We start from the raw sequence: 19978 nt of genomic DNA, 5'->3' as shown, positions 1-19978 counted from the left end.
AGGAGAGAGTATAGTATGGCTTCAATATTGATCAGTTCATCAGAAGAGTACTCAGGTAAGAGTTCTATATGTATGGGTTTGGGAACAATTTTCCAGGACAGCGGCTTGAAAGTTGGCTATATGAAACCTGTGGGGAATCTCCTCATTGATGTACATGGCTCCCTCACAGATGAAGATTCCGAAGGAATAAAGAAGTTGCTTGGAATAGAGGATCCAGCAAAGTATATAACTCCTATTCATCTTACGGACAGTCTCATAGATGATGCCCTCAAGGGTGTGGAAAAGGACCTTGATGAAAGACTTTTAGAAGCATATTCTATAGTATCCAAGGACAAGGATATTGTTTTTATAGAAGGTACCGGTGGTATTGGAGGAGGTTCCATGTATGGCCTTTCAGATCCGGAAATTGCTTCTAAGCTTGATACCAAAATCCTTCTTGTGACTCGGTTTGATTCAATTTCTGCGGTTGACCGTATACTGTGCGACATGCGCATCATCGGAAATAATGAGATGCTTATTGGCTTGATACTCAATGAGGTTCCACTAAACATGGCGGACAGGGTAACTGAAATAGTGGTTCCGTTTTTGGAGAGAAAAGGGATAAAGGTATTTGGAACCATTCAGGAAGACGATACCCTCCGTTCGGTCTTTATTTCAGAGATAGTTGAGGATTTGCATGCTGAGGTTCTTGTGGCGCCGGACAAACTGGACCAGCTTGTGGAACATTATCTTGTGGGTGCAATGGAAGTTGGTTCTGCAATAAAATATTTCAGACGCCAGCCTAATAGTGTAGTCATTACAGGTGGTGACAGGGCAGATCTGCATATGGCTGCCATTGAATCAAGGGTAAAATGCCTCATACTTACAGGTAACATGCGTCCAAGCGGTGCTGTCCTTGCAAGTGCAGAGGAAGCAGGCATTCCTGTGATTCTTGTGCGGGGTGATACTATGAATACTATTGAGAGAATGGAAAATCTCATTGGACACGCCCACATAAAGCAACAGGTCAAGCTGGACAGAGTCGTTGAGCTTCTGAAAAATCATCTTGATATTCTTGCAATTGCAGAGGCTATCGGAATTGAACTAAAAAGTTAAAACAGTAGAAGGAGATTTTAAATCTCCTGTTTTATGAAGATTCCAGTTCTTTTGTTTTCTGTTTTAGCATGTCTACTACAGAAGGATCCTGCAAAGTGGTTACATCACCGGGATCCTTTTCATTTGCAATAGCTTTGAGTACTCTCCGCATGATCTTCCCGCTTCTTGTTTTGGGTAGGTCATCTGAGAATATTATCTGTTTTGGACGTGCAAAGGGCCCAATGTTCTTTTCAGCATAGCCTCTGAGTTCCTTTTTAAGTTCTTCACTTTCCTGAGCGCCGGATTTGAGAGTAACATAGCAGTATATCACTTCACCTCTTAGTTCATCTTCCTTTCCTACAACACCGGCTTCTGCAACTGAAGGATGTGATACCATTATGCTTTCAAATTCAGCACTTCCTATGCGGTGACCCGATACTTTGATTACATCATCCACACGTCCGATTATCCAGAAATAACCATCCTCATCCCTTTTGGCACCGTCACCTGCAAAATAGGTCTTATTGTCCCACTTGCTCCAGTATGTCTCAATAAAACGTTCCTCATTACCAAAAACAGTTCGTACCATGCTGGGCCAGGGTTTGAGGATTGCAAGGTAGCCGTCCTGCCCGGGGGCAACTTCATTTCCTTTCTCATCCAGGACTGCCGCCTTAATTCCAGGCAAAGGCATGGTAGCACTTCCAGGTTTAGTTGTCGTGACTCCAGGCAGTGGTGATATCATGATCATACCTGTTTCAGTCTGCCACCAGGTATCGACTATCGGACATTTCCCCATTCCTATATTTTCATGATACCACAACCATGCACCTGGGTTAATTGGTTCTCCCACAGAGCCTATGAGTCTCAGTGTAGATATGTCATGCATTTGCGGCCAGGAAACTCCCCATTTCATAAATGTTCTAATTGCCGTAGGTGCCGTGTACAGAATTGTTACTTTGTGTCTTTCAATAATATCCCAGTACCTGTCTTTATCAGGATAATCCGGGGCACCTTCGTAGGCAACAAGGGTGGTACCATTGGACAGAGGGCCGTAGACAAGGTAGGAATGTCCGGTTATCCATCCGCAGTCTGCCGTACACCAGTATATGTCCTCTTCTTTCAAGTCGAAAACTAATTTTGTTGTGGTGTGTGTTGCTACCATGTAGCCACCAGTAGTGTGAACAATTCCCTTTGGTTTTCCTGTGGTGCCACTTGTGTACATCAAAAAGAGCATATCTTCAGAATCCATGACCTCTGGTTCACATGAAATATCTGAATCTTTCATGATCTCATGCCACCAGACATCTCTTTCTTTCATCATGGATATTTCATTTCCACCGTGCTTGACAACAATTACTTTCTCTACAAGTCCACAGGAACGAATACCTTCGTCAACTTTGTTCTTTTGTTCCACCACTTTACCCCTGCGTGAATATCCATCACAGGTTATGAGCACTTTACTATTCGCATTTCCTATGCGTGTGGCAAGAGAATCACCGGAGAACGCGGCAAAGACCACACTATGCGGTGCCCCAATACGGGCACATGCAAGCATGGATATAATAACCTCCGGAATCATGGGAAGATATATGGTTACGATGTCTCCTTTTTTTACCCCTGCTTCCTTAAGAACATTTGAGAGCCTGCAAACCTCTTCCAGCAGTTCCCTATAGGTATATTTGCGTATTTCACCGCTTTCTGCCTCCCATATGAGAGCAGTTTTATTAGCACGCTTCTCAATATTCGCATCAAGACAGTTGTAACATGCATTTAGTTTTCCTCCGATGAACCATTTTGAGTGAGGTGGTTCCCATTCCAGTACACTGTCCCATTTACGGTACCAATGGATACTGTTTGCATTCTCCTCCCAAAAACCTTCCGGGTCGTCTTCAGCTTTCCTGTATATATCAGGGTCATTGACAATGGCGTTTTCTGCAAAGTCTTCCGGTGGTCTGAAAACGGTCATGTCTTTTTTAGACTTATTTGCTTTTTCTCCCATAATAGCACCCACATAAAGGAAAAATATTCCTGTAATAGAATTGTATCAATTTGTTTATATGGTTTGTTGTGTGGGAATATGGATGAAATAAAAAAGAAAGGGTGCTAAGACCCTGAGATAGGGATGAAAGAATATCTATTTCCTCATCATCTCGAGGACATCACAAACCTTGTTGATTGTATCAACTGCGGTCTTCATACCTTCTTCATCTTCTGCGGCTGGCTTTTTGAGTATACCACCGAAATGTCCGCCATCTCCGACCACTATCATTCCGTGGATATGCATCCATTCATGTATGGACTGGATAGTCTTCTCCTGACCGCCGTTCCTTGAGCCGCCTATTGCCATTGCTGCACCGAGCTTGTTGCTGAGTTTAAATCCCTGTCTCCTGTGCACAACACTTCTGTCACAGAGAGCTTTAAGCTGTGCTGTCATGGTTCCGAAGTAGACCGGTGAGGATACCACGATTGCATCAGCCTCTACAAGTTTATCGTAGACTGGCTGCATGTCGTCGCAGATTACACATTTTTCGCCAGTGGCACAGACTCCACATGCAGTGCATGGTCCGATATTTGATTCTGACAGAAATACAGCATCTGTTTCAAAACCTCTTTCACTTGCTATATCCAGTACTTTTTTAATCAATGTATCATTATTCTGACCAGCTTTAGGGCTTCCTGATATTCCAAGTATCTTCATATGATCACCACTGTGGAATTGGAAGCAAGGGATATTAGTTTTTGGCTTAGGTCCTTTTATGGAAAAGGTATAATAAGATTAGTTCATAATGACAAAAAATTAAATTAATATTTCCTTTATATTCATATAGAATCTATATATTGATCAATGGTCATTCAGGTTAAAGAAGCGGTGATGGAATTTTGACTACCAGGGACTATCTTACTATTGATGATTTTGATATTGACGGAAAAACCATACTTGTTCGAGTGGATTTGAACACCCCTATGGATCCTGATGGTAATATTCTCGATGATATGAGAATAAAGAGCCATATACCTACTATAAAGGACCTCGATGATGCAAAGGTTGTGCTTCTGGCTCACCAGAGCAGGGCAGGGAAAAAAGACTTTACCACCATGAAGCCTCATGCTCAGCTCATGTCCCAGTATCTTGGAAAAGAAGTACGATATATTGATGATATATTTGGTACATATGCCAGGTCTTCTATTTCTTCTATGGAAAAAGGCGATGTAATATTACTTGAGAATGTCAGGTTCTACTCCGAGGAAAATATAGAAAGAACTGCTAAGGACCATGCGGGCACGCACATGGTACGCAAACTCTGTCCTTTGATCGATATCTTTCTGAATGATGCATTTGCAGTTTCCCACAGAAGCCACCTCTCTATTATGGGTTTCACTGAAATTCTGCCAACAGGTGCTGGCAGGGTAATGGAAAAAGAAATTAAATCTCTTGATAGGGGTATCAAAGGCGGTGAAAGACCATGCATCTTTGTTCTTGGTGGTGCAAAGGTCGATGATTCCCTTAAAGTTGCAGAAAATGTCCTGATCAACGGGGGTGCTGATAAAGTGCTTGTCACCGGTGTTGTAGCAAACGTAATGCTTGCAGCATCAGGTGTGGATATAGGCAAAGTCAATCTGGATTTCATTGAATCACAAGGTTATACGGATCAGATCGAAAGAGGAAAACATGTCCTTGAAAGGTTCAATGGAAAAATAGGTCTTCCCATTGATGTTGCCTTTAATGATGGTGGAAAAAGGGTTGAGGTGCGGGTCAGTGAACTCCCGGGGGGAAACCTTCCAATAAATGATATTGGTCTTGAAACGATTGTTGCTTTTTCAGAAGATATCAAGAATGCAAAGACTGTTATTCTGAATGGTCCGGCAGGGCTTTCAGAGATCGATGAGTTTGCACTTGGTACGCATGAAATTATTAAAGCAGCAGTTGATTCTGAGTATTCTATCGCCGGTGGCGGACATATCTCTGCAGAGGTAAGAAATCTAGGTTATGAGGATAAGTTCTCTCATCTAAGCACAGGTGGTGGAGCTTGTATTGATTACCTTGCAGGTGAGGTCCTGCCGGGCATAGAAGCCCTTAAAACTGCAGCTAAACGATACAGACTTAATAGATAAAAGACTAGTTTCCTGTAAGGAATAACAGGAGTAATGTCATGAGTGAAGGGGTCAAATTACTTTCATATACCGATGGTCAGGCAGCCGTTCAGCTTGCCAGAGATGCTATTGAAGTGTATTTGAGAACTGGTGAGATGATGGACGGTTCAGAGATACAATTACCTTCAATATTCAATGAGGTCCGGGGAGTTTTTGTGACTTTGACTGAAGATGGGGACCTGCGTGGTTGCATAGGTCATCCATATGCAGATTCACATCTCAGATATGCTATAGCTGATTCTGCCTTGTCTGCTGCTCTGAGGGACCCTCGTTTTCCTCCAGTAAGCATTGCTGAAATGGACAGTATCACAGTAGAGGTAACAATCCTGACAAGGCCGGAGTTGCTTGACGTTCCTCCAAAAGACCTACCATCTTCGATCAAGATTGGAAGACATGGGCTTATAGTCAAAAGTGGATATAGGCAAGGTTTGCTTTTACCACAGGTAGCACCGGAAAATAATTTTGATGAGATCGAGTTCCTCAACCATACATGTATGAAAGCCGGTCTGCCACATGATGCCTGGGTAACAGGGGTTGAAGTTTATGCTTTTGAGGGACAGATATTCTCAGAAAAAGAACCAAAAGGTGAGATCGTTGAAAAAGATTTCAACGATAAAACATGTTCCAGCAAATAAACAAATCGCTCTGCTTTTCTTCAAATTGTCATTTTTGTTTTAAAGATAATTTTCAAGTACCTTAAGGATTCCATCTACATCTCTTTCAAGCGCATCCACTGCTATTTCCATCATGAGGTTAACGATACCTTCATCTCCAAATGTCCTGAAATCAGTTTTCAGTCCAAAAACCGGAATTCCTTTTGCGTAGGCATATCCCATTTCCCATGCAGTCCCTGAGTCCACATCACTGCCACCATCCAATACTGCCAGCACTATATCTGATTCATCAATTCCACGGACATCATTCTCAAATATATTTTTCTGCCTGTCTTCCCGGCGACTTGATTCTGTATCGTTGCCATCTTCCTGTGGCAGAAATACTGAAAAACCCATCTCAACTAATCTGTCCCTGAGCATTACGTTAAAATCCCTCTCTGCCTGTGAAAAAAGAGGGCCTGCCAGGTATATTTGTTTTTTCTCGTCCATTGTCTATCATCCTCAACTTTGGGATATCTAGATAGTCGGGATGCTTAATAATGGTGTTGTGAGCAGGGTGAAAATAATATGTCTAGTTCAGAATGGATTGTTTTTAGATGAGGAGCTCCTTACAAAAACTGAAGTTGCTATTCACATCAACTCTTCACATATCTGTAGATATTTTATAACAATGCTGTCCCAATCATAATCTTTTGACTTCAGGGCTGCATTTTCTGACATTTCAAGATGTATTTTATCATCATTCAGGAGTTTTTCAATGGCTTCGGTAATTTGACCTTCATTCAATTCAGTAAGTATGCCGCAGGTCTCATCCACAAGATATTGTGATGCATTTCTTTCTTCCTTTACAGTAATGACCGGGGTTTCACATGTAAAAGCTTCGATTACAACAATTCCAAAACCTTCCCTGCTTGAAGGTAATACAAAGATCTTGGATGCTTTTATTCTGGCAATTACTTCGTCGTATTCAAGAAAGCCAGTCATTGTGATGTTATCAGCAATATCAAGTGCTTCTATAAGGGCTGTAAGATCATCTCTTTCAGGTCCGTCACCTATAATGCATAGTCTGATATACGGAATTCTGTCCTTTAGTTCTGCAATAGATTTTAGAAGAACATCAACATGCTTTTCTTTAATCATTCTCCCGGCAAAAAGAACATCATACTCTTCATTAAAAGGCGGAATGCTCTCAATATATCCAATGTTTATCCCATTTGAGACCACTTTAACGCCATTTCTTTTATATCCCAGAGATTCAAGATAGTTTTTTGTCATCTCCGAAACAGCAATGTTGTTTGGAGAAATTAAATAAACCAGTTTTTCAATATTTTTCCCAAAAAATCCTTTTTTCCCCATGTATTCATACCAGTAATCTCCCCAGAATTCATGCCATGTCAGAACCGCAGTAGTTCTCCTCAGGAGTGAAATCACTTTTACAGTAAAACAGGAAAAATATGGGAAAACACTTACATCTATAATATCGAATTTTTCCTTATTCAGAGGCAGAAACAATTTAACAGAGAAAATCAAAGCCTCACGTATGGAACGTTTACCATTAATATAAAGGTCCTGTTTTCCACAAACGCCATGCAGTGTCATACCTTCATACTCAATTATATTATCTCCATCCCACCATTTGATTCCAAACAGGTGGACATCATTCCCTTTTTCAGCAAGAAGTTTTCCCATCTCAAATATTCGCTTCTCTGCGCCACCTTTGATCCATGGATAAACAGCATCATAAACAAATGCGATTTTCATCCGTTCACTCGTCCTGATCGGTATCCAGCAGCATTACGCTCAGGAATATTGCACTGAATATTAGCTGCATACCAATGGCAACAAGTACCATTGAAATGACTGCAGACTCTATTTCTGAAAGGGAACCATATCCTGAACTCATCCATTGATAAATTAATCGTGTTCCAAGGCTTAGCCCCATCAGAAGTATTATGGAACCAGCAATAAGTTCTTTCTCAAGAGAGTGATAACTTAAGATCTTGTAATCACTGATACTTTTCTTTTCATAGATTCCATGTATTAAGCCGTATGTTTTCAGATATACGCCAGTTGCCAGAGTCTGTCCACCGATTATCAATAGCATACTACCTAATATGAAAGAATGGAGTCCTGTATCAGCCACATCCCCTTTTAGCAGGAGGACACTGGTAACTAGGAAACCAAGTAAGAATACGAATGCACCGGGAATATATAAGAAAGGCACAGGACAATACAGCATCATGAAACGTACATGTCTCCATCCATCCTGGAAAGAACGCAGGTTTGATGGGGCATTTCGTTTGTAATATGAAATTGGAACTTCTTTGACACGTAAGCCTTTATGTAATGCATCAATGATCATTTCAGAAGCCATTTCCATTCCCCTGCTTTTAAGATCCATTTTCTGCAATGCTTCTTTTGTAAATGCCCTCATACCGCAGTGAGCATCTGATATTTTTGTTTTGAATAATATGTCCAGTAACCATGTGAGAAAAGGATTTCCGATGTAACGGTGCAGCCAGGGCATTGCTCCTTTTTTGATATCTCCTTTAAGCCGGCTACCAATTACAAAATCTGCGTCTCCAGCCATCAGTATATCTAAGAATTTAGTAAGCTCATTGAAATCATAGGTATCATCTGCATCAGCAATGGCTACATAATCCCCTTTTGCCTGTGAAAGACCTATTTTGTAAGCATTCCCATAACCCTGTATCGCAGGTATTAGTATTGCTCCCATTTCCTTAGCAATTTCGGGTGTGGAGTCTGAGGAGTTATCAACAACAATAATTTCGCCTTCAACTCCATAGTGCTTAAAGACACTATGCGCCTTCTCAAGGCATATGCGTATTGTTTTTTCCTCATTCATCGAGGGTATTACTATGGAAATCGTGGGCATGGGTCGCAGGGTTGTATGTGATGTTACTTTTTAGTTTCGCTCAAATATTCTTTACTGAAGTCATTGCTGAATGAGATCAAGTCTTATATTATTACCTTCAGTTACGTCTTTTTCATCAATTGATATTATTTCTATATCCTCTGTATTTTCGCTCATGCTGACATAGTAAGGTTCTACAATTGAATCATATGGTATTTCTGTTGTTGAATATGGTACAGTCAGTTCATACCAGCCGGATTCATTTGCTATTGCTTCGTTTTCATATTCGAAGCTTCTTCCGCTGCTCAAAGTAACATTCGCCCTTGCAGATACCATTTCATTGGCATTGGCAAGTCCATAAATAGTGGCTCCCGGTACATATTCAAATATCTTTATATTGCTAATCTCAGTGGAGTTATCAGAACGATTGTCTAATTTTACGTTCAGATCTGCTCCTTCTGATTCATGAATCAACCGAAGGTTATCAACTTTGTTTCCACTAAAGAAGTGCAGATTAATTATGTTTGGTCGAAGTTTCTCATCTCCCCATACAAAATCCTCATACTGCTGTGCCCCAAGGAATTCTTCTCCTGCAATATCGTATATGTATCCGAGCTTCCCGGTAGTTACCCATGTATCGGTAATTACGTATTTGACATTTCTTTTTTGAAGAATGGGCACAATCTCATCTTCATCCGATGTAACATAAAAGCGAGCTGCATCTTCAATTCCTGTCTGGAAATTGTTTGCAACCACTGGTCTTTTTGCAATGTAAACTATCCAGTTTCCATAATCCCACCAACTTAACACACCGTATTCCGGTGTTTGTTCCGGCTCAAGGTAATATGAAGTGTCCGGGCTGTTTGATCCAAGCCATTCAAGTGTTTCCTGCCAGTCCGAAGATGGTGTATTGGGAGTAATGAGTGTATCCACAAGAGGTGAAAATGCAAAAATTGAAACAATGCTGACAAACAGTAGTATAATTCCTGTACTGACAATGGTTTCCCTTAGAGGGGTCTTTTCAGGCTTCTTTTTTGACAGTTTCTGTGGTTTTTTCTCTTTTTCCTGTTCTTTTTTCCATTGCTTGTACAACATATCGATGATAAATCCGGATAAGACTGCGAAGTTGATTGCAAGCATATAGGAAAATCTTCTCTGTGAAAGAGTTAAAACCAGAATAACTATGGTCCATGTAACGAAAAATACCATCTCAGCAGGGTATTTCTTTCTATTCATTTCCACTGCAGCAACAAACAAGCCAATAATAGCTGTTAAACTAAATATTGTGAATCCGCTCCACACGTATTTTGTCGTAAATGCTCCGTCGAACAATATGGGTTGTGCTTCAGTTATCGTTCCAAGTACGCCGCTGTCACCGCTCAGGTATTGTATACCGGTCATTGCCTGATGGTAAAAATCGGGGGCAATGAGATTAAGCAGTGCTATTCCAATAATACCAATGGTTATGATAGCTGCAGGATAATATGTCCATTTCACGTCTTTTTTACTGAATGTGCTAGCAATTATTCCGCATATTGCGGTTGCTGCAAGTAAAAATACCACGTATATGATGTGGAATTCTGAAAGGAACATCCCACTCATTTCAAGTCCTGGCCGGAGTCCTATTTCAATGAGAGGTACTATTAAAAGAAGAATTGTGATGTAAGTTATGATCACGTTGATCAGCATGTATTGAGATTGCCTTTTTTCTTTGAGGTCAAAGGTGAACTGAACAAAAGAATACAAAACCAAAAGACCTAGGAAGATTGGTGCTCCAATCCATGTAAATATTGTGAGTGTAAGTATCAATCCGGTAGCAATTGAGTAAAAAATCGGTTTAAGAACAAGTTTTTTGTCAATTTCTTTGATGTTTGAAATAGTGAGTTTCATTTCATGGCTGTATTTTAAGGCCAGTATGAACAGGGTGAATGCAGCAGTTGATAACAAAACTTCTGCTGCGTGGTGGTCAGTAGCACCTGCCTGGGATATCATCAGGTGTGCGGGTATCAGTGAGATTATTACTGCACTTAAAATTGCAGTTCTTTTATCAAAAATGTTTGAAGCTACAAAATAGACTGGTATAACTGTCAGAGTTCCCAGTATTACAGGGAAAATTGCAGCCACCATTTCTATAGTAGCTATACCTGGATTTCCACCGCCTGCTATCAGAGCTAAGCCTGCTATTGCCTGGTCATAAAGAGGAGGCCATCCAATTTCATAACCGTAAGGAAAGTTGATGTAGGAGTCAAAAGTGATTGTATCTGGAAAATGTTGTACCGTGTAAACAACCCGTCTGACATGGTAAAAAGAATCAGTTCCTGTGAACATTATTCTACCATTTGCACTAATATTGAACCAGGATATCATCCTTACTAGAAAAGCAAATATTACCAGAAACAGAAGAGGTAATTTTCCATCGGTTACTTTTTTCAGATTAATCTACATTCCTCCCTCAAACACGCATCTAACTATGTCCTAGCGTATATATCTAATTCTTAAAAACAGGTTCAATACTTATAATGATTTCTTTTAATCTCTGAATATTCATATTTTCGAAGCTCACTGTTTTTTTAATCATTCTTTTTGTCTCTTCGGTAAGCTGATACATTCTATTTGCAACATGGTTCTGAATGTAGTACTCAAAGAGAACTCCTTTTTGCATCGCATAGATATTCTCCATGGGACTGACCAAGTTGATGCTACATGAATCGATTGACTTAATCACTATTTTTTAGTAGAGGCGAATTTTTACAGAAACGAAGGTAGAGGTTTTAATTCCAAATTCTAGATTTACAAATTTGATATAAAAGAGATAAGGGCCAGAATAGTTCTATTATTTCATTTGGGATTGATTGGTATCCTAAAGGAGAACTTACTGCCCTTCCATGGTTCGCTTTCCACCCATATACTACCGCCATGCATCTCTACGAGCTTCCTGACCAGCGCAAGTCCAAGCCCTGTTCCGCCGTACCTTCTGTTCATAGAACCATCTATCTGTATAAAAGCTTCAAAGATACTGCCAAGCCTTTCTTTTTCGATACCTATTCCGGTATCCTGAATTGAAAAAAGAACGGTATCATCATTACCGGTATTTACCCTGATCGTTACAGTACCGCTGTCATCTGTGAATTTAATGGCGTTTTCCACAAGATTGTACAGGATGCTTTCCATCTTTCCTTTGTCTGCGATAACAGTATCCAGGTTATGATCCAGCGTGGTATTTATCTGGATATTTTTCTTTGATGCTTTTGCAAACAGGACACTGGTTGTATCATGAACAATATTGCTTATGTTTACAGGTTGTAGTTTTAGGGATTCCAATATGTTATGTTCCAGATTCGCAAAATCAAGCATCCTGTTTATTACGGATAGCAGGTTTTCACCGCTCTGCTGAATGTATCCTAAATATGTCTTTTGCTGTTCATCAAGATTATTGTGAGTTCCATGAAGAAGCTGGTCTGAAAAACCTATTACCGCAGTCAAAGGTGTTCTGAGTTCATGACTGACATTATTCAACATTTCACTTTTAATGCGGTTCGATTCGTCTGCAATGGTTTTTGCATATATTAGAGCTTCCTCTGCTTTTCTCTGATCAGTTATGTCAACAATGACTGCAGTGGCATAAAGTACAGAATCATCTTTACCTCTGATAACATTCGAATATAATTTAATCCATACTATATGACCTTCTTTATGAATGTAGCGCTTTTCGATCTCATATGAATCCATTTCTTTTGCCATGATCTGCCGGATATATGTATCTTCCAGGTGCAGGTCATCAGGATGAGTTATATCTCTGAAATTTGCTGATATTAGCTCGTCGACCGAATAACCGGTTATTTCACTGAAGCGTTTGTTGGTCCTGAGGAAATGTCCATCCAGGGATATCTGGGCAACACCTACTGCTGCCTGGTCAAAGAACAGTTTGAACACTTTCTCATTTTTTTCAATCTCTTTTTCAGCTATTTGAAGTTCCATTTCAGCTGCTGCACGAGAGGCAAAACTACTAAGAAGTGATAGGAGGTGTGAACTTTTGTCTAACGGTTTGTTGTCGATAACGGATATCAGTCCGATTGTTTTTCCTTTACTATCCCTCAAGGGTGTACCCCAATAGCTCTCTGCTTTCATTTCCTCTAGCATATGGTCCTCAGGGAATTTTTTGTAGATGTCTGAGGGATAGAAACACATTTCTCCATTCATAACATCGTGACATGGGGTTCCTTCAAGAGAATAACTGAAATTATCACAAAGTTTTCCATCCATCCATACGGCAAGTGTTGTAGCAGTATCGGGTCTCACTGTATCCAGACTGGAAATGAATACGCAGTACAGCTTTTGGGAGAGTGCAAGCTGGTGAACAAGTACGGCAAAAAGGTCCTCATCGCGAGAGGAAGATGTCTCGGCAATTACTCGCATAGCATCTTCATATTTTTTATTTTCACTTATATCTGAAATAATGCTTGCAAACTGCCCGGGAACTGTCTGATAGGCGACCACATCGTAATATCGGTCGAGTTCGGATACATAGTCTTCGAGGTATAGCGGCTCTCCGGTCAGGGCAACATGGCCGTATTTTTCAATCAAGGATGCTTTTATATTTGGCAATACCTCGAGTACTGTCTTACCAAGAATACTTTCCTTTTTGAGACCTGTCAGATCTTCAAAAGCTTCATTAACATCAAGGAAACGGTAATCTACAACCGCCCCGGATTCATCACATATTACTTCATGAACAGCCATACCCTGTTGCATCTGGGTGACAAGTAACCTGAACTTTTCCTCACTTGCCCGCAGTTCTTCTTCTGCATGTTTCTGAGCTGTAATGTCCCAGTTAGTACCGATCATACGTACAGGTATTCCGGAATCGTCACGATGGACGGTGGCCAGAGCACGGATATTACGGATAGAATCGTCCGGTCGTACAATGCGGAACTCGATGTCGTATTCATTTTCTCCATAAAGGGCCATTTTCATGGCATTTTCCGTTTCCAGACGATCATCAGGATGAATAAGTGCCAGCCAGGATTCTAATGTGTTATCAAATTCATCCCGATTGATTCTGTAAAGACTGGTCATTTGTTCATCATAAATTATTTTATTATTGACAATGTCGTAGTCCCAGACACCCACACCACCGGCACGAGTGGCCAGCTGAAGACGTTCGCTGGCATCCTGTAGTTCATTTTCAACCCTTTTTTGTTCCGTCATATCCAGTGCAATGCTCAAAATAGCTTCCTTTCCATGCCAGGGTATGACTTTTGCACTCACACTTAATGGAAATTTAGTCCCATCTTTCTTAATATGACATACTTCAAAAGATACTGTACCTTTATCTTTGGTCTCCTGTATTCTCTCCGGTATCTTTCTGATAGTATCCGGATCATACATAAGTTGCAGATTCAGATTCTCAATTTCACTTTCCAGGTATCCATGGAGTATATACATACGTTGATTTGCAAACAGAATATTTCCTTCAAAGTCGTGGATTATGATGGATGCAGGGGACGTTTTCAGCACACCTGCCAGCATCAGCATCTTCTCTTGGGACTCGATTTGTTCAGTAACATCCTTGAACACACAATATGTCTGCTTAAAAGTTCCATCCTGATGATATCCTATTCTTCCCTCGAACGAAACGTGCAGATAGTGTCCATCTTTATGCCTGACCTTGTACTGTATGTCACTGCCATGCCCTATGAGTTTGAATCGTGCAAAAATTGTGTGAAAATCAGATGCCCAGTCCGGATGCAGTAATTCTGAAAATAATCTGCCGACGATTTCTCCCTTTTTGTAACCGAGTTTTTCCAACCATGCGGGATTCACATCGATGAAACGTCCATTCTCATCAAGTGATTGGTATGGCAGAGGTGCATTGTCGTAAAGTGCTCTGAATTTTTGTTCCCTGTTAATTAATTCGGCTTCTGCTTGTTTACGGTCAGTGATATCGAGGGCTGTAAATGTTATTCCTTCTGAGAGATTAGAAATATCGATTGGCGTTGAAGATAACAGGATATCTATAATTCTTCCGTCCTTTCTCTTCCATTTTGTCTCAACGGTACCTGTCTCATTTTCTGATATCTGCTGATATTTTTCATTTCCTACGTATTCATATTCTTCCTGGTTGGGGTACAAAATGCGGGAACTGGACCCTACGAGTTCATCGTAGTCATATCCTATCATTTCGCATATTCGGGAATTTACTTCTGTAAGTATGCGATCTTTTACAACACCTATTCCGATGGGTGCTACTTTGAAGATACTTTCTAGTTTCTTCTTATCTCTTGGCATGATCCTATCTTAAAATTTGTACCAGGTATATATATTACTTTTTGTTTTGTAAAATTATTTGTAATGACGTTAGCGATCTGGCATGCGTCTGATCGCATGCATATCTACATGATTGGCAGTTACTTTCTCCTTAATTTCCTGAAACCTTTTTATTCTACAAGCGATAACAATTATCAGTGGTTGTAATGTCACGATTATTGATCGGTTTGAGGGTTTGGTGGATCGCTGTTGTTTTCATAGTGATCGTCTTTCTTGTTGTGTTCTCGGCAAACTATCTCGGATTGAGGCCGACAGTTACGGGTTCGGGGGTTGAAGGTATAGACCTGCCACCGGCTTTTGCTATTGATGTTTATGCAGATGACCTTGGAAGCACACTGCTTTCATTTGGTGGTCCATCTCCAGGTCCTCGTATGATGATGATAAAAGATGATCTTCTTTTCGTTTCAATTCCTAACAAAGGATTGATAGCTGTACTGCCGGACCGTAACGGGGATAATTTGGCTGACGAGGTGCAGGTGTTCATATCGGACCTCGATTATCCACACAGTACCGACTATTATGATGGCTGGTTTTACATAGCAGAGGAAAGCAGGGTCATTAGGGTGAGAGATGATGACAATGACCTTGTTGCAGACGAGGGTAGTCTGCAAGTGCTTATCGACACTCTTCCCACAGGAGGACATTATACAAGGACTGTGAAGGTCCATAATGGAGAACTCTACCTGAGTCTTGGTTCATCGTGTAATGTCTGTTATGAATCTAATGATATGAGAGCCGCCATATCAAAGAGTGATCTTGACGGCAGCAACTTTACGGTATTTGCAAAAGGGCTTCGAAACTCGGTCGGGCTGGCATTCCATCCGCTCACCGGGGATCTGTATGGCACTGATAATGGAAGAGACTGGCTTGGTGACGATTTGCCGCCTGATGAAATAAACCATATAACAGAAGGTGGCGACTATGGCTGGCCCGAATGTTATGGTAAGAACATCTATGACACCGACTTTAATACCGGCGAGTACACCGGCAACCTGTGTAATGATACTGGGAAGATTCCGAGCTTTGTAGACCTGCAGGCACATTCAGCACCTCTTGGTCTTACTTTCTATGACGGCGACAGTTTCCCGGAAGAGTATCAGGGTGATCTCTTCGTCTGTTTCCACGGTTCGTGGAACCGGCAGGAACCCACGGGTTACAAGGTGGTAAGTATAGATATGGACACTCGGGAGGTAAGTGATTTCGCAACAGGATGGCTCAGGGCTGCAACGATCAGCGGCAGACCAGTTGATGTTGTAGTTGCTGATGATGGCTCGCTTTTTGTCAGTGATGACAATGCAGGGAAAATATACAGGATATATTACACAGGCTAAGCGCCTGATGTAATTAATTAAATATAAGAGTTGAATACTCTTACTTATAGGGATTTAAATTATTAATTGTTAATCCGTTTCAGATATGCGGGGTTATAATATCAGCATCCAGACTATCAATTCAGAAATTGATTTCATAGAAGATATAACACGGGGGAGTTCTTTTTCCCTGCTGTACGAAAAAACAGAAGATTTTGTGGATATAGTGGCTTCATTCTTTGATGCCGGTTTTAGTAACAATGAGTGTTGCCTGTGGGGAGTTTCAGGTCAGCTTGACACTGATAATGCAAAAAAGTTACTAAAGGATGCGGGTCTGGATGTGGATAAGTATCTGGAAAGCGGACAGCTTATGCTAACCTCCTGCAATGAATGTTACATCGCAGGGGAAGGTGCGGTTTCAGAACATGATCTGAATAAATGGCAGGAGATCTACGATATTGCAATAGCCGAAGGTTATGATGGTCTGCGGATAGTCGATAAGTTTACCATTGTGGGGGAAAATGCCTGGCAGCATTTTGTTGAATACGAAAAAAAGGCCATGGAACTTATCAAAATGAAGGGCATTATTGGTCTGTTCGCTTTTTTACTTGAAGCACGTACACGATCTGAGATAATTGCGGTCATCGGTATGCACGATGGCACGATCGTAAAAAAGAAAGATAAGTGGACTCTGCTTCAAAGCTCCTCCTCATGCAAGACAGTCATGAAAGAAACCCACTTCCCTGATGACATGCTTGAGAGTGTCTGGACAGGTGTCTGGACTGTGGATAAGCATGATAACATCGTCTACTTCAACAAGGGTATGGAATCTATCTCTGGCCTATCAAAAAGTGATGTGCTCGGGAAAAAGCTGGCAAGTTTCATACCTCCTCATACAGATGGGGGTGAGTTAAGTTTCATCGATATTTTCCAGATAGCAAAGGAAAATCTTCACTCAAGGAGTTATGATATTTTCCCTTTCATGAAACCAGACGGCCAGTTCATATATCACAGTGGTTTTCTACTTCCACTAACGGATGATGAAGGTAATTATGAGGGTATGCTCGGTACTGTTGGTAAGCTTGTGGAACAAAAGATCGATCATAAGATTCTGCGGGATAAGTTCAAATCCATTCAAAAGCTGGATGATATTTACCGGGAAAGTCCGGTTGTTGCTTTTCTCTGGATTGCTGAAGAGGATTGGCCAGTGGTTTTTGTTTCCGAAAATATTTCCCAGTTCGGTTTCAGTTCTGATGATCTTATATCTGGTCAAATGAAATATGGCGACATAATTCATCCGGATGATCTGCATTATGTCCGAACAGATATTTCCCAGCTCGAGGTCCAGGGTAAAATGTTCTTTTCAAAAGAGTATCGCTTACTAACAAAATCCAAGGAAGTCAGATGGGTTACGGAGAGGTCGTACCTTATAAGGGATGAAAAAGGCAACCCTGCATATTACCAGGGTATAATCATTGATATCACAGAAAGGAAAAAAGCTGAAGAAGCTGCACTAGATTCTGAGAAAAAATATCGTATGATATTCGAAAATTCTCCACTTGGGCTTTTTCACTTTAATGAAAATGGTATCATAACCCACTGCAACGAGAAGTTTCTGAAAATAATGCAACTCCAGAAGAAAGAGGACATTATAGGTTTTGATATGGTTGCGTCAATTGTAGAGTCAAAGATGAAAAAAGCTGTGGATGATGTTCTCTCAAGGAAGGTCGGACACTTTGAAGGTGAATACCACACAGTTTCAAGTGATGTAACTATTTACATTAAGGCTGACTACAGTCCGAATGTTGCAGATGATGGTACTTTCCTTGGAGGTATAGGGGTATTTGAGGACATTTCTGAACGCAAAAAGGCAGAAGACGCTGTTCTTGAGGCTGAGAAAAAATACCGCCTTATCTTTGAGAATTCTCCCCTGGGAATATTCCAGTTCAATGCTGAAGGGATCGTAACTCACTGCAATGAGAAATTCCTGCAGATAATAGGTCTGCAGAATAAGGAAGATATCATCGGTTTTAATATGGTCACACAGATAACTGACAAGATGATGAAAAAGGCGATTAATGATGCTCTTTTCCGAAAAACAGGTCATTTTGAAGGGAAATATCGTACTGTCATCAGTGGAAAGGATGTCTATCTAAAGGCTGATTACAGTCCGAATGTTGCAGAAGATGGTACTTTTCTTGGAGGTATCGGTATCTTTGGGGATATCTCCATACGTAAAAAGGCAGAAGAGGCTTTACGTCTTGATGAATCGAGACTTGAAGCCCTTTTGAAGATCAATCAGCTGACTGGTACTTCTCTTAAGGAAATTGCTGATTTTGTACAGGAGGAGGCCGTCAGGCTTACCCAGAGTAAGATTGGTTATCTCGCTTTCCTGAATGATGAAGGGACTGTCCTTACTGTGTATTCCTGGTCAAAGAATATAATGAAGGAATGTAAGGTCAGGGGAAAGAAGCTGGAATATCCACTTGAGGAAACAGGTCTTTGGGGAGAGTCCATTCGGCAGAAAAAGCCTATAGTTATCAATGATTTTGATGCTCCTAACTTGTTGAAACATGGTTATCCTGAAGGGCATATCAGGATGAAACGCTACATGAACATCCCCATATTCGATGGCAAGAAAATAGTTGGTGCGGCAGGGGTCGGGAACAAAGAAGAAGAATACGATAAATCCGATGTAAGGCAGCTTACATTGTTCATGGAAGGCATGTGGAGACTTATACAGCGTAAAAGAGCCGAGGAGACATTGCGGGAATATGCCGATGAGCTGTCCAGGGTAAATGCCAAATTATCAAAGGCAAATACTGAGCTTTCAGAGGCGAATGAAGAACTGAAGTCCCTTGACAGGATGAAAGATGATTTCCTGTCCAATGTAAGCCATGAGTTCAAAACACCGCTTACATCTATTCAGGGATATAGCCAGTTGATAGCTGATGAGACACTGGGTTCTGTTAACGAGCAGCAGAAAAAGGCTGAAGATACTGTTATCAGGAACTCTGAACGTCTGCGCAGACTTGTGGATTCCCTGCTGTATCTTAGCAGGGCACAGTCCGGAAAGCTGAATTATTCATTTGAGGACATAAATCTGTCGGATGTTATTGATAATTCAATGCAGGATCTTGCACTTCAGGCAGAAGGGAAGGGTATTAAACTGATAAAAGATATTTCTGCAGACCTTCCCACTGTACCTGCTGATCGTGATAAGATGATGGATGTCTTTGTCAACCTGATAGATAATGCTATTAAATTCACACCGCAGAATGGCAAGGTGACTATTTCGGCACATGCCACAGAGGATTCTCTTTATGTGAATGTGGAGGACACTGGTATCGGTATCCCCACAGACAAGATCCATAAACTCTTCGAACGCTTCTATCAGGTGGATTCATCCGTAAAAAGAAGGTATGGGGGAACCGGACTTGGTCTTTATATCTGCAAGAAGATAATTGAAGACCACAAAGGTGATATCCATGCCACAAGCAAGGAAGGAAAAGGAACGATAATTCACATTCGACTTCCTTTACATCAGTAGCTCCTATATCCGGATAGATTTCAATGGCTATTTATTTGTAAGTTCTTTTAGTATAGGTGTATGTTCTGGTATCTGA

General features: G+C 40.9%; 12 protein-coding genes. 5 read left to right on the top strand and 7 right to left on the bottom strand.

Annotated elements, in window-relative coordinates; translation table 11 throughout:
* Positions 1-15: 15 nt before the first annotated feature.
* Positions 16-1095: a phosphotransacetylase family protein gene (locus QZZ23_RS00680; RefSeq protein ID WP_292466269.1), complete on the top strand. Its 1080-nt coding sequence runs from the start codon at positions 16-18 to the stop codon at positions 1093-1095.
* Between the two features lie 31 nt (positions 1096-1126).
* Here QZZ23_RS00680 and acs read toward each other — a convergent pair whose 3' ends face one another.
* Both acs and QZZ23_RS00670 read right to left on the bottom strand, forming a co-directional pair.
* Complete coding sequence (gene acs / locus QZZ23_RS00675) at positions 1127-3073, bottom strand: acetate--CoA ligase (protein WP_292466268.1); 1947 nt, start codon at positions 3071-3073, stop codon at positions 1127-1129.
* 135 nt (positions 3074-3208) lie between these two features.
* Positions 3209-3772, bottom strand: a complete 564-nt coding sequence (locus QZZ23_RS00670; RefSeq protein WP_292466267.1) for a flavodoxin family protein — start codon at positions 3770-3772, stop codon at positions 3209-3211.
* Positions 3773-3951: 179 nt separating this feature from the next.
* On the opposite strand from QZZ23_RS00670, the gene QZZ23_RS00665 reads away from it, so the two are divergent.
* Positions 3952-5187, top strand: a complete 1236-nt coding sequence (locus QZZ23_RS00665) for a phosphoglycerate kinase (RefSeq protein WP_292466425.1) — start codon at positions 3952-3954, stop codon at positions 5185-5187.
* A 38-nt stretch (positions 5188-5225) separates the two neighbouring features.
* The gene (locus tag QZZ23_RS00660) at positions 5226-5861 is read left to right on the top strand and encodes a TIGR00296 family protein (RefSeq protein ID WP_292466266.1); all 636 of its coding nucleotides are present in this window, start codon (positions 5226-5228) and stop codon (positions 5859-5861) included.
* A gap of 39 nt (positions 5862-5900) precedes the next feature.
* Here QZZ23_RS00660 and QZZ23_RS00655 read toward each other — a convergent pair whose 3' ends face one another.
* From QZZ23_RS00655 to QZZ23_RS00635, 5 genes are all read right to left on the bottom strand, one after another.
* Positions 5901-6329, bottom strand: coding sequence for a nucleoside 2-deoxyribosyltransferase (locus QZZ23_RS00655; protein ID WP_292466265.1), 429 nt, complete (start codon positions 6327-6329; stop codon positions 5901-5903).
* 141 nt (positions 6330-6470) lie between these two features.
* The gene (locus QZZ23_RS00650; RefSeq protein WP_292466264.1) at positions 6471-7601 is read right to left on the bottom strand and encodes a glycosyltransferase family 4 protein; all 1131 of its coding nucleotides are present in this window, start codon (positions 7599-7601) and stop codon (positions 6471-6473) included.
* 4 nt (positions 7602-7605) lie between these two features.
* A complete protein-coding gene (locus QZZ23_RS00645) occupies positions 7606-8736 on the bottom strand; it encodes a glycosyltransferase family 2 protein (RefSeq protein ID WP_292466263.1) in 1131 nt (376 codons plus the stop codon).
* 60 nt (positions 8737-8796) lie between these two features.
* Positions 8797-11109 carry an oligosaccharyl transferase, archaeosortase A system-associated gene (locus QZZ23_RS00640; RefSeq protein WP_292466424.1) on the bottom strand — a complete coding sequence of 771 codons (2313 nt, stop codon included), beginning with the start codon at positions 11107-11109 and terminating at the stop codon, positions 8797-8799.
* Positions 11110-11553: 444 nt separating this feature from the next.
* Positions 11554-15003 carry a PAS domain S-box protein gene (locus QZZ23_RS00635; protein WP_292466262.1) on the bottom strand — a complete coding sequence of 1150 codons (3450 nt, stop codon included), beginning with the start codon at positions 15001-15003 and terminating at the stop codon, positions 11554-11556.
* Between the two features lie 185 nt (positions 15004-15188).
* On the opposite strand from QZZ23_RS00635, the gene QZZ23_RS00630 reads away from it, so the two are divergent.
* Both QZZ23_RS00630 and QZZ23_RS00625 read left to right on the top strand, forming a co-directional pair.
* Complete coding sequence (locus QZZ23_RS00630; protein ID WP_292466261.1) at positions 15189-16373, top strand: PQQ-dependent sugar dehydrogenase; 1185 nt, start codon at positions 15189-15191, stop codon at positions 16371-16373.
* A gap of 85 nt (positions 16374-16458) precedes the next feature.
* On the top strand, positions 16459-19902 hold the full coding sequence (locus QZZ23_RS00625; RefSeq protein ID WP_292466260.1) for a PAS domain S-box protein: 3444 nt from the start codon (positions 16459-16461) through the stop codon (positions 19900-19902).
* Positions 19903-19978: the final 76 nt, after the last annotated feature.

Origin of the sequence: Methanolobus sp. (genome assembly GCF_016278385.1) — an archaeon.
Lineage (GTDB): Archaea > Halobacteriota > Methanosarcinia > Methanosarcinales > Methanosarcinaceae > Methanolobus.
This window is presented reverse-complemented; position numbering and strand designations above follow the sequence as displayed.

Bases quoted from the DNA above. Each gene is read 5' to 3' on its own strand.
- QZZ23_RS00680 (WP_292466269.1), top strand. From the start codon at position 16: ATGGCTTCAATATTGATCAGTTCATCAGAAGAGTACTCAGGTAAGAGT.
- acs (WP_292466268.1), bottom strand. From the start codon at position 3,073: ATGGGAGAAAAAGCAAATAAGTCTAAAAAAGACATGACCGTTTTCAGA.
- QZZ23_RS00670 (WP_292466267.1), bottom strand. From the start codon at position 3,772: ATGAAGATACTTGGAATATCAGGAAGCCCTAAAGCTGGTCAGAATAAT.
- QZZ23_RS00660 (WP_292466266.1), top strand. From the start codon at position 5,226: ATGAGTGAAGGGGTCAAATTACTTTCATATACCGATGGTCAGGCAGCC.
- QZZ23_RS00655 (WP_292466265.1), bottom strand. From the start codon at position 6,329: ATGGACGAGAAAAAACAAATATACCTGGCAGGCCCTCTTTTTTCACAG.
- QZZ23_RS00650 (WP_292466264.1), bottom strand. From the start codon at position 7,601: ATGAAAATCGCATTTGTTTATGATGCTGTTTATCCATGGATCAAAGGT.
- QZZ23_RS00645 (WP_292466263.1), bottom strand. From the start codon at position 8,736: ATGCCCACGATTTCCATAGTAATACCCTCGATGAATGAGGAAAAAACA.
- QZZ23_RS00635 (WP_292466262.1), bottom strand. From the start codon at position 15,003: ATGCCAAGAGATAAGAAGAAACTAGAAAGTATCTTCAAAGTAGCACCC.
- QZZ23_RS00630 (WP_292466261.1), top strand. From the start codon at position 15,189: ATGTCACGATTATTGATCGGTTTGAGGGTTTGGTGGATCGCTGTTGTT.
- QZZ23_RS00625 (WP_292466260.1), top strand. From the start codon at position 16,459: ATGCGGGGTTATAATATCAGCATCCAGACTATCAATTCAGAAATTGAT.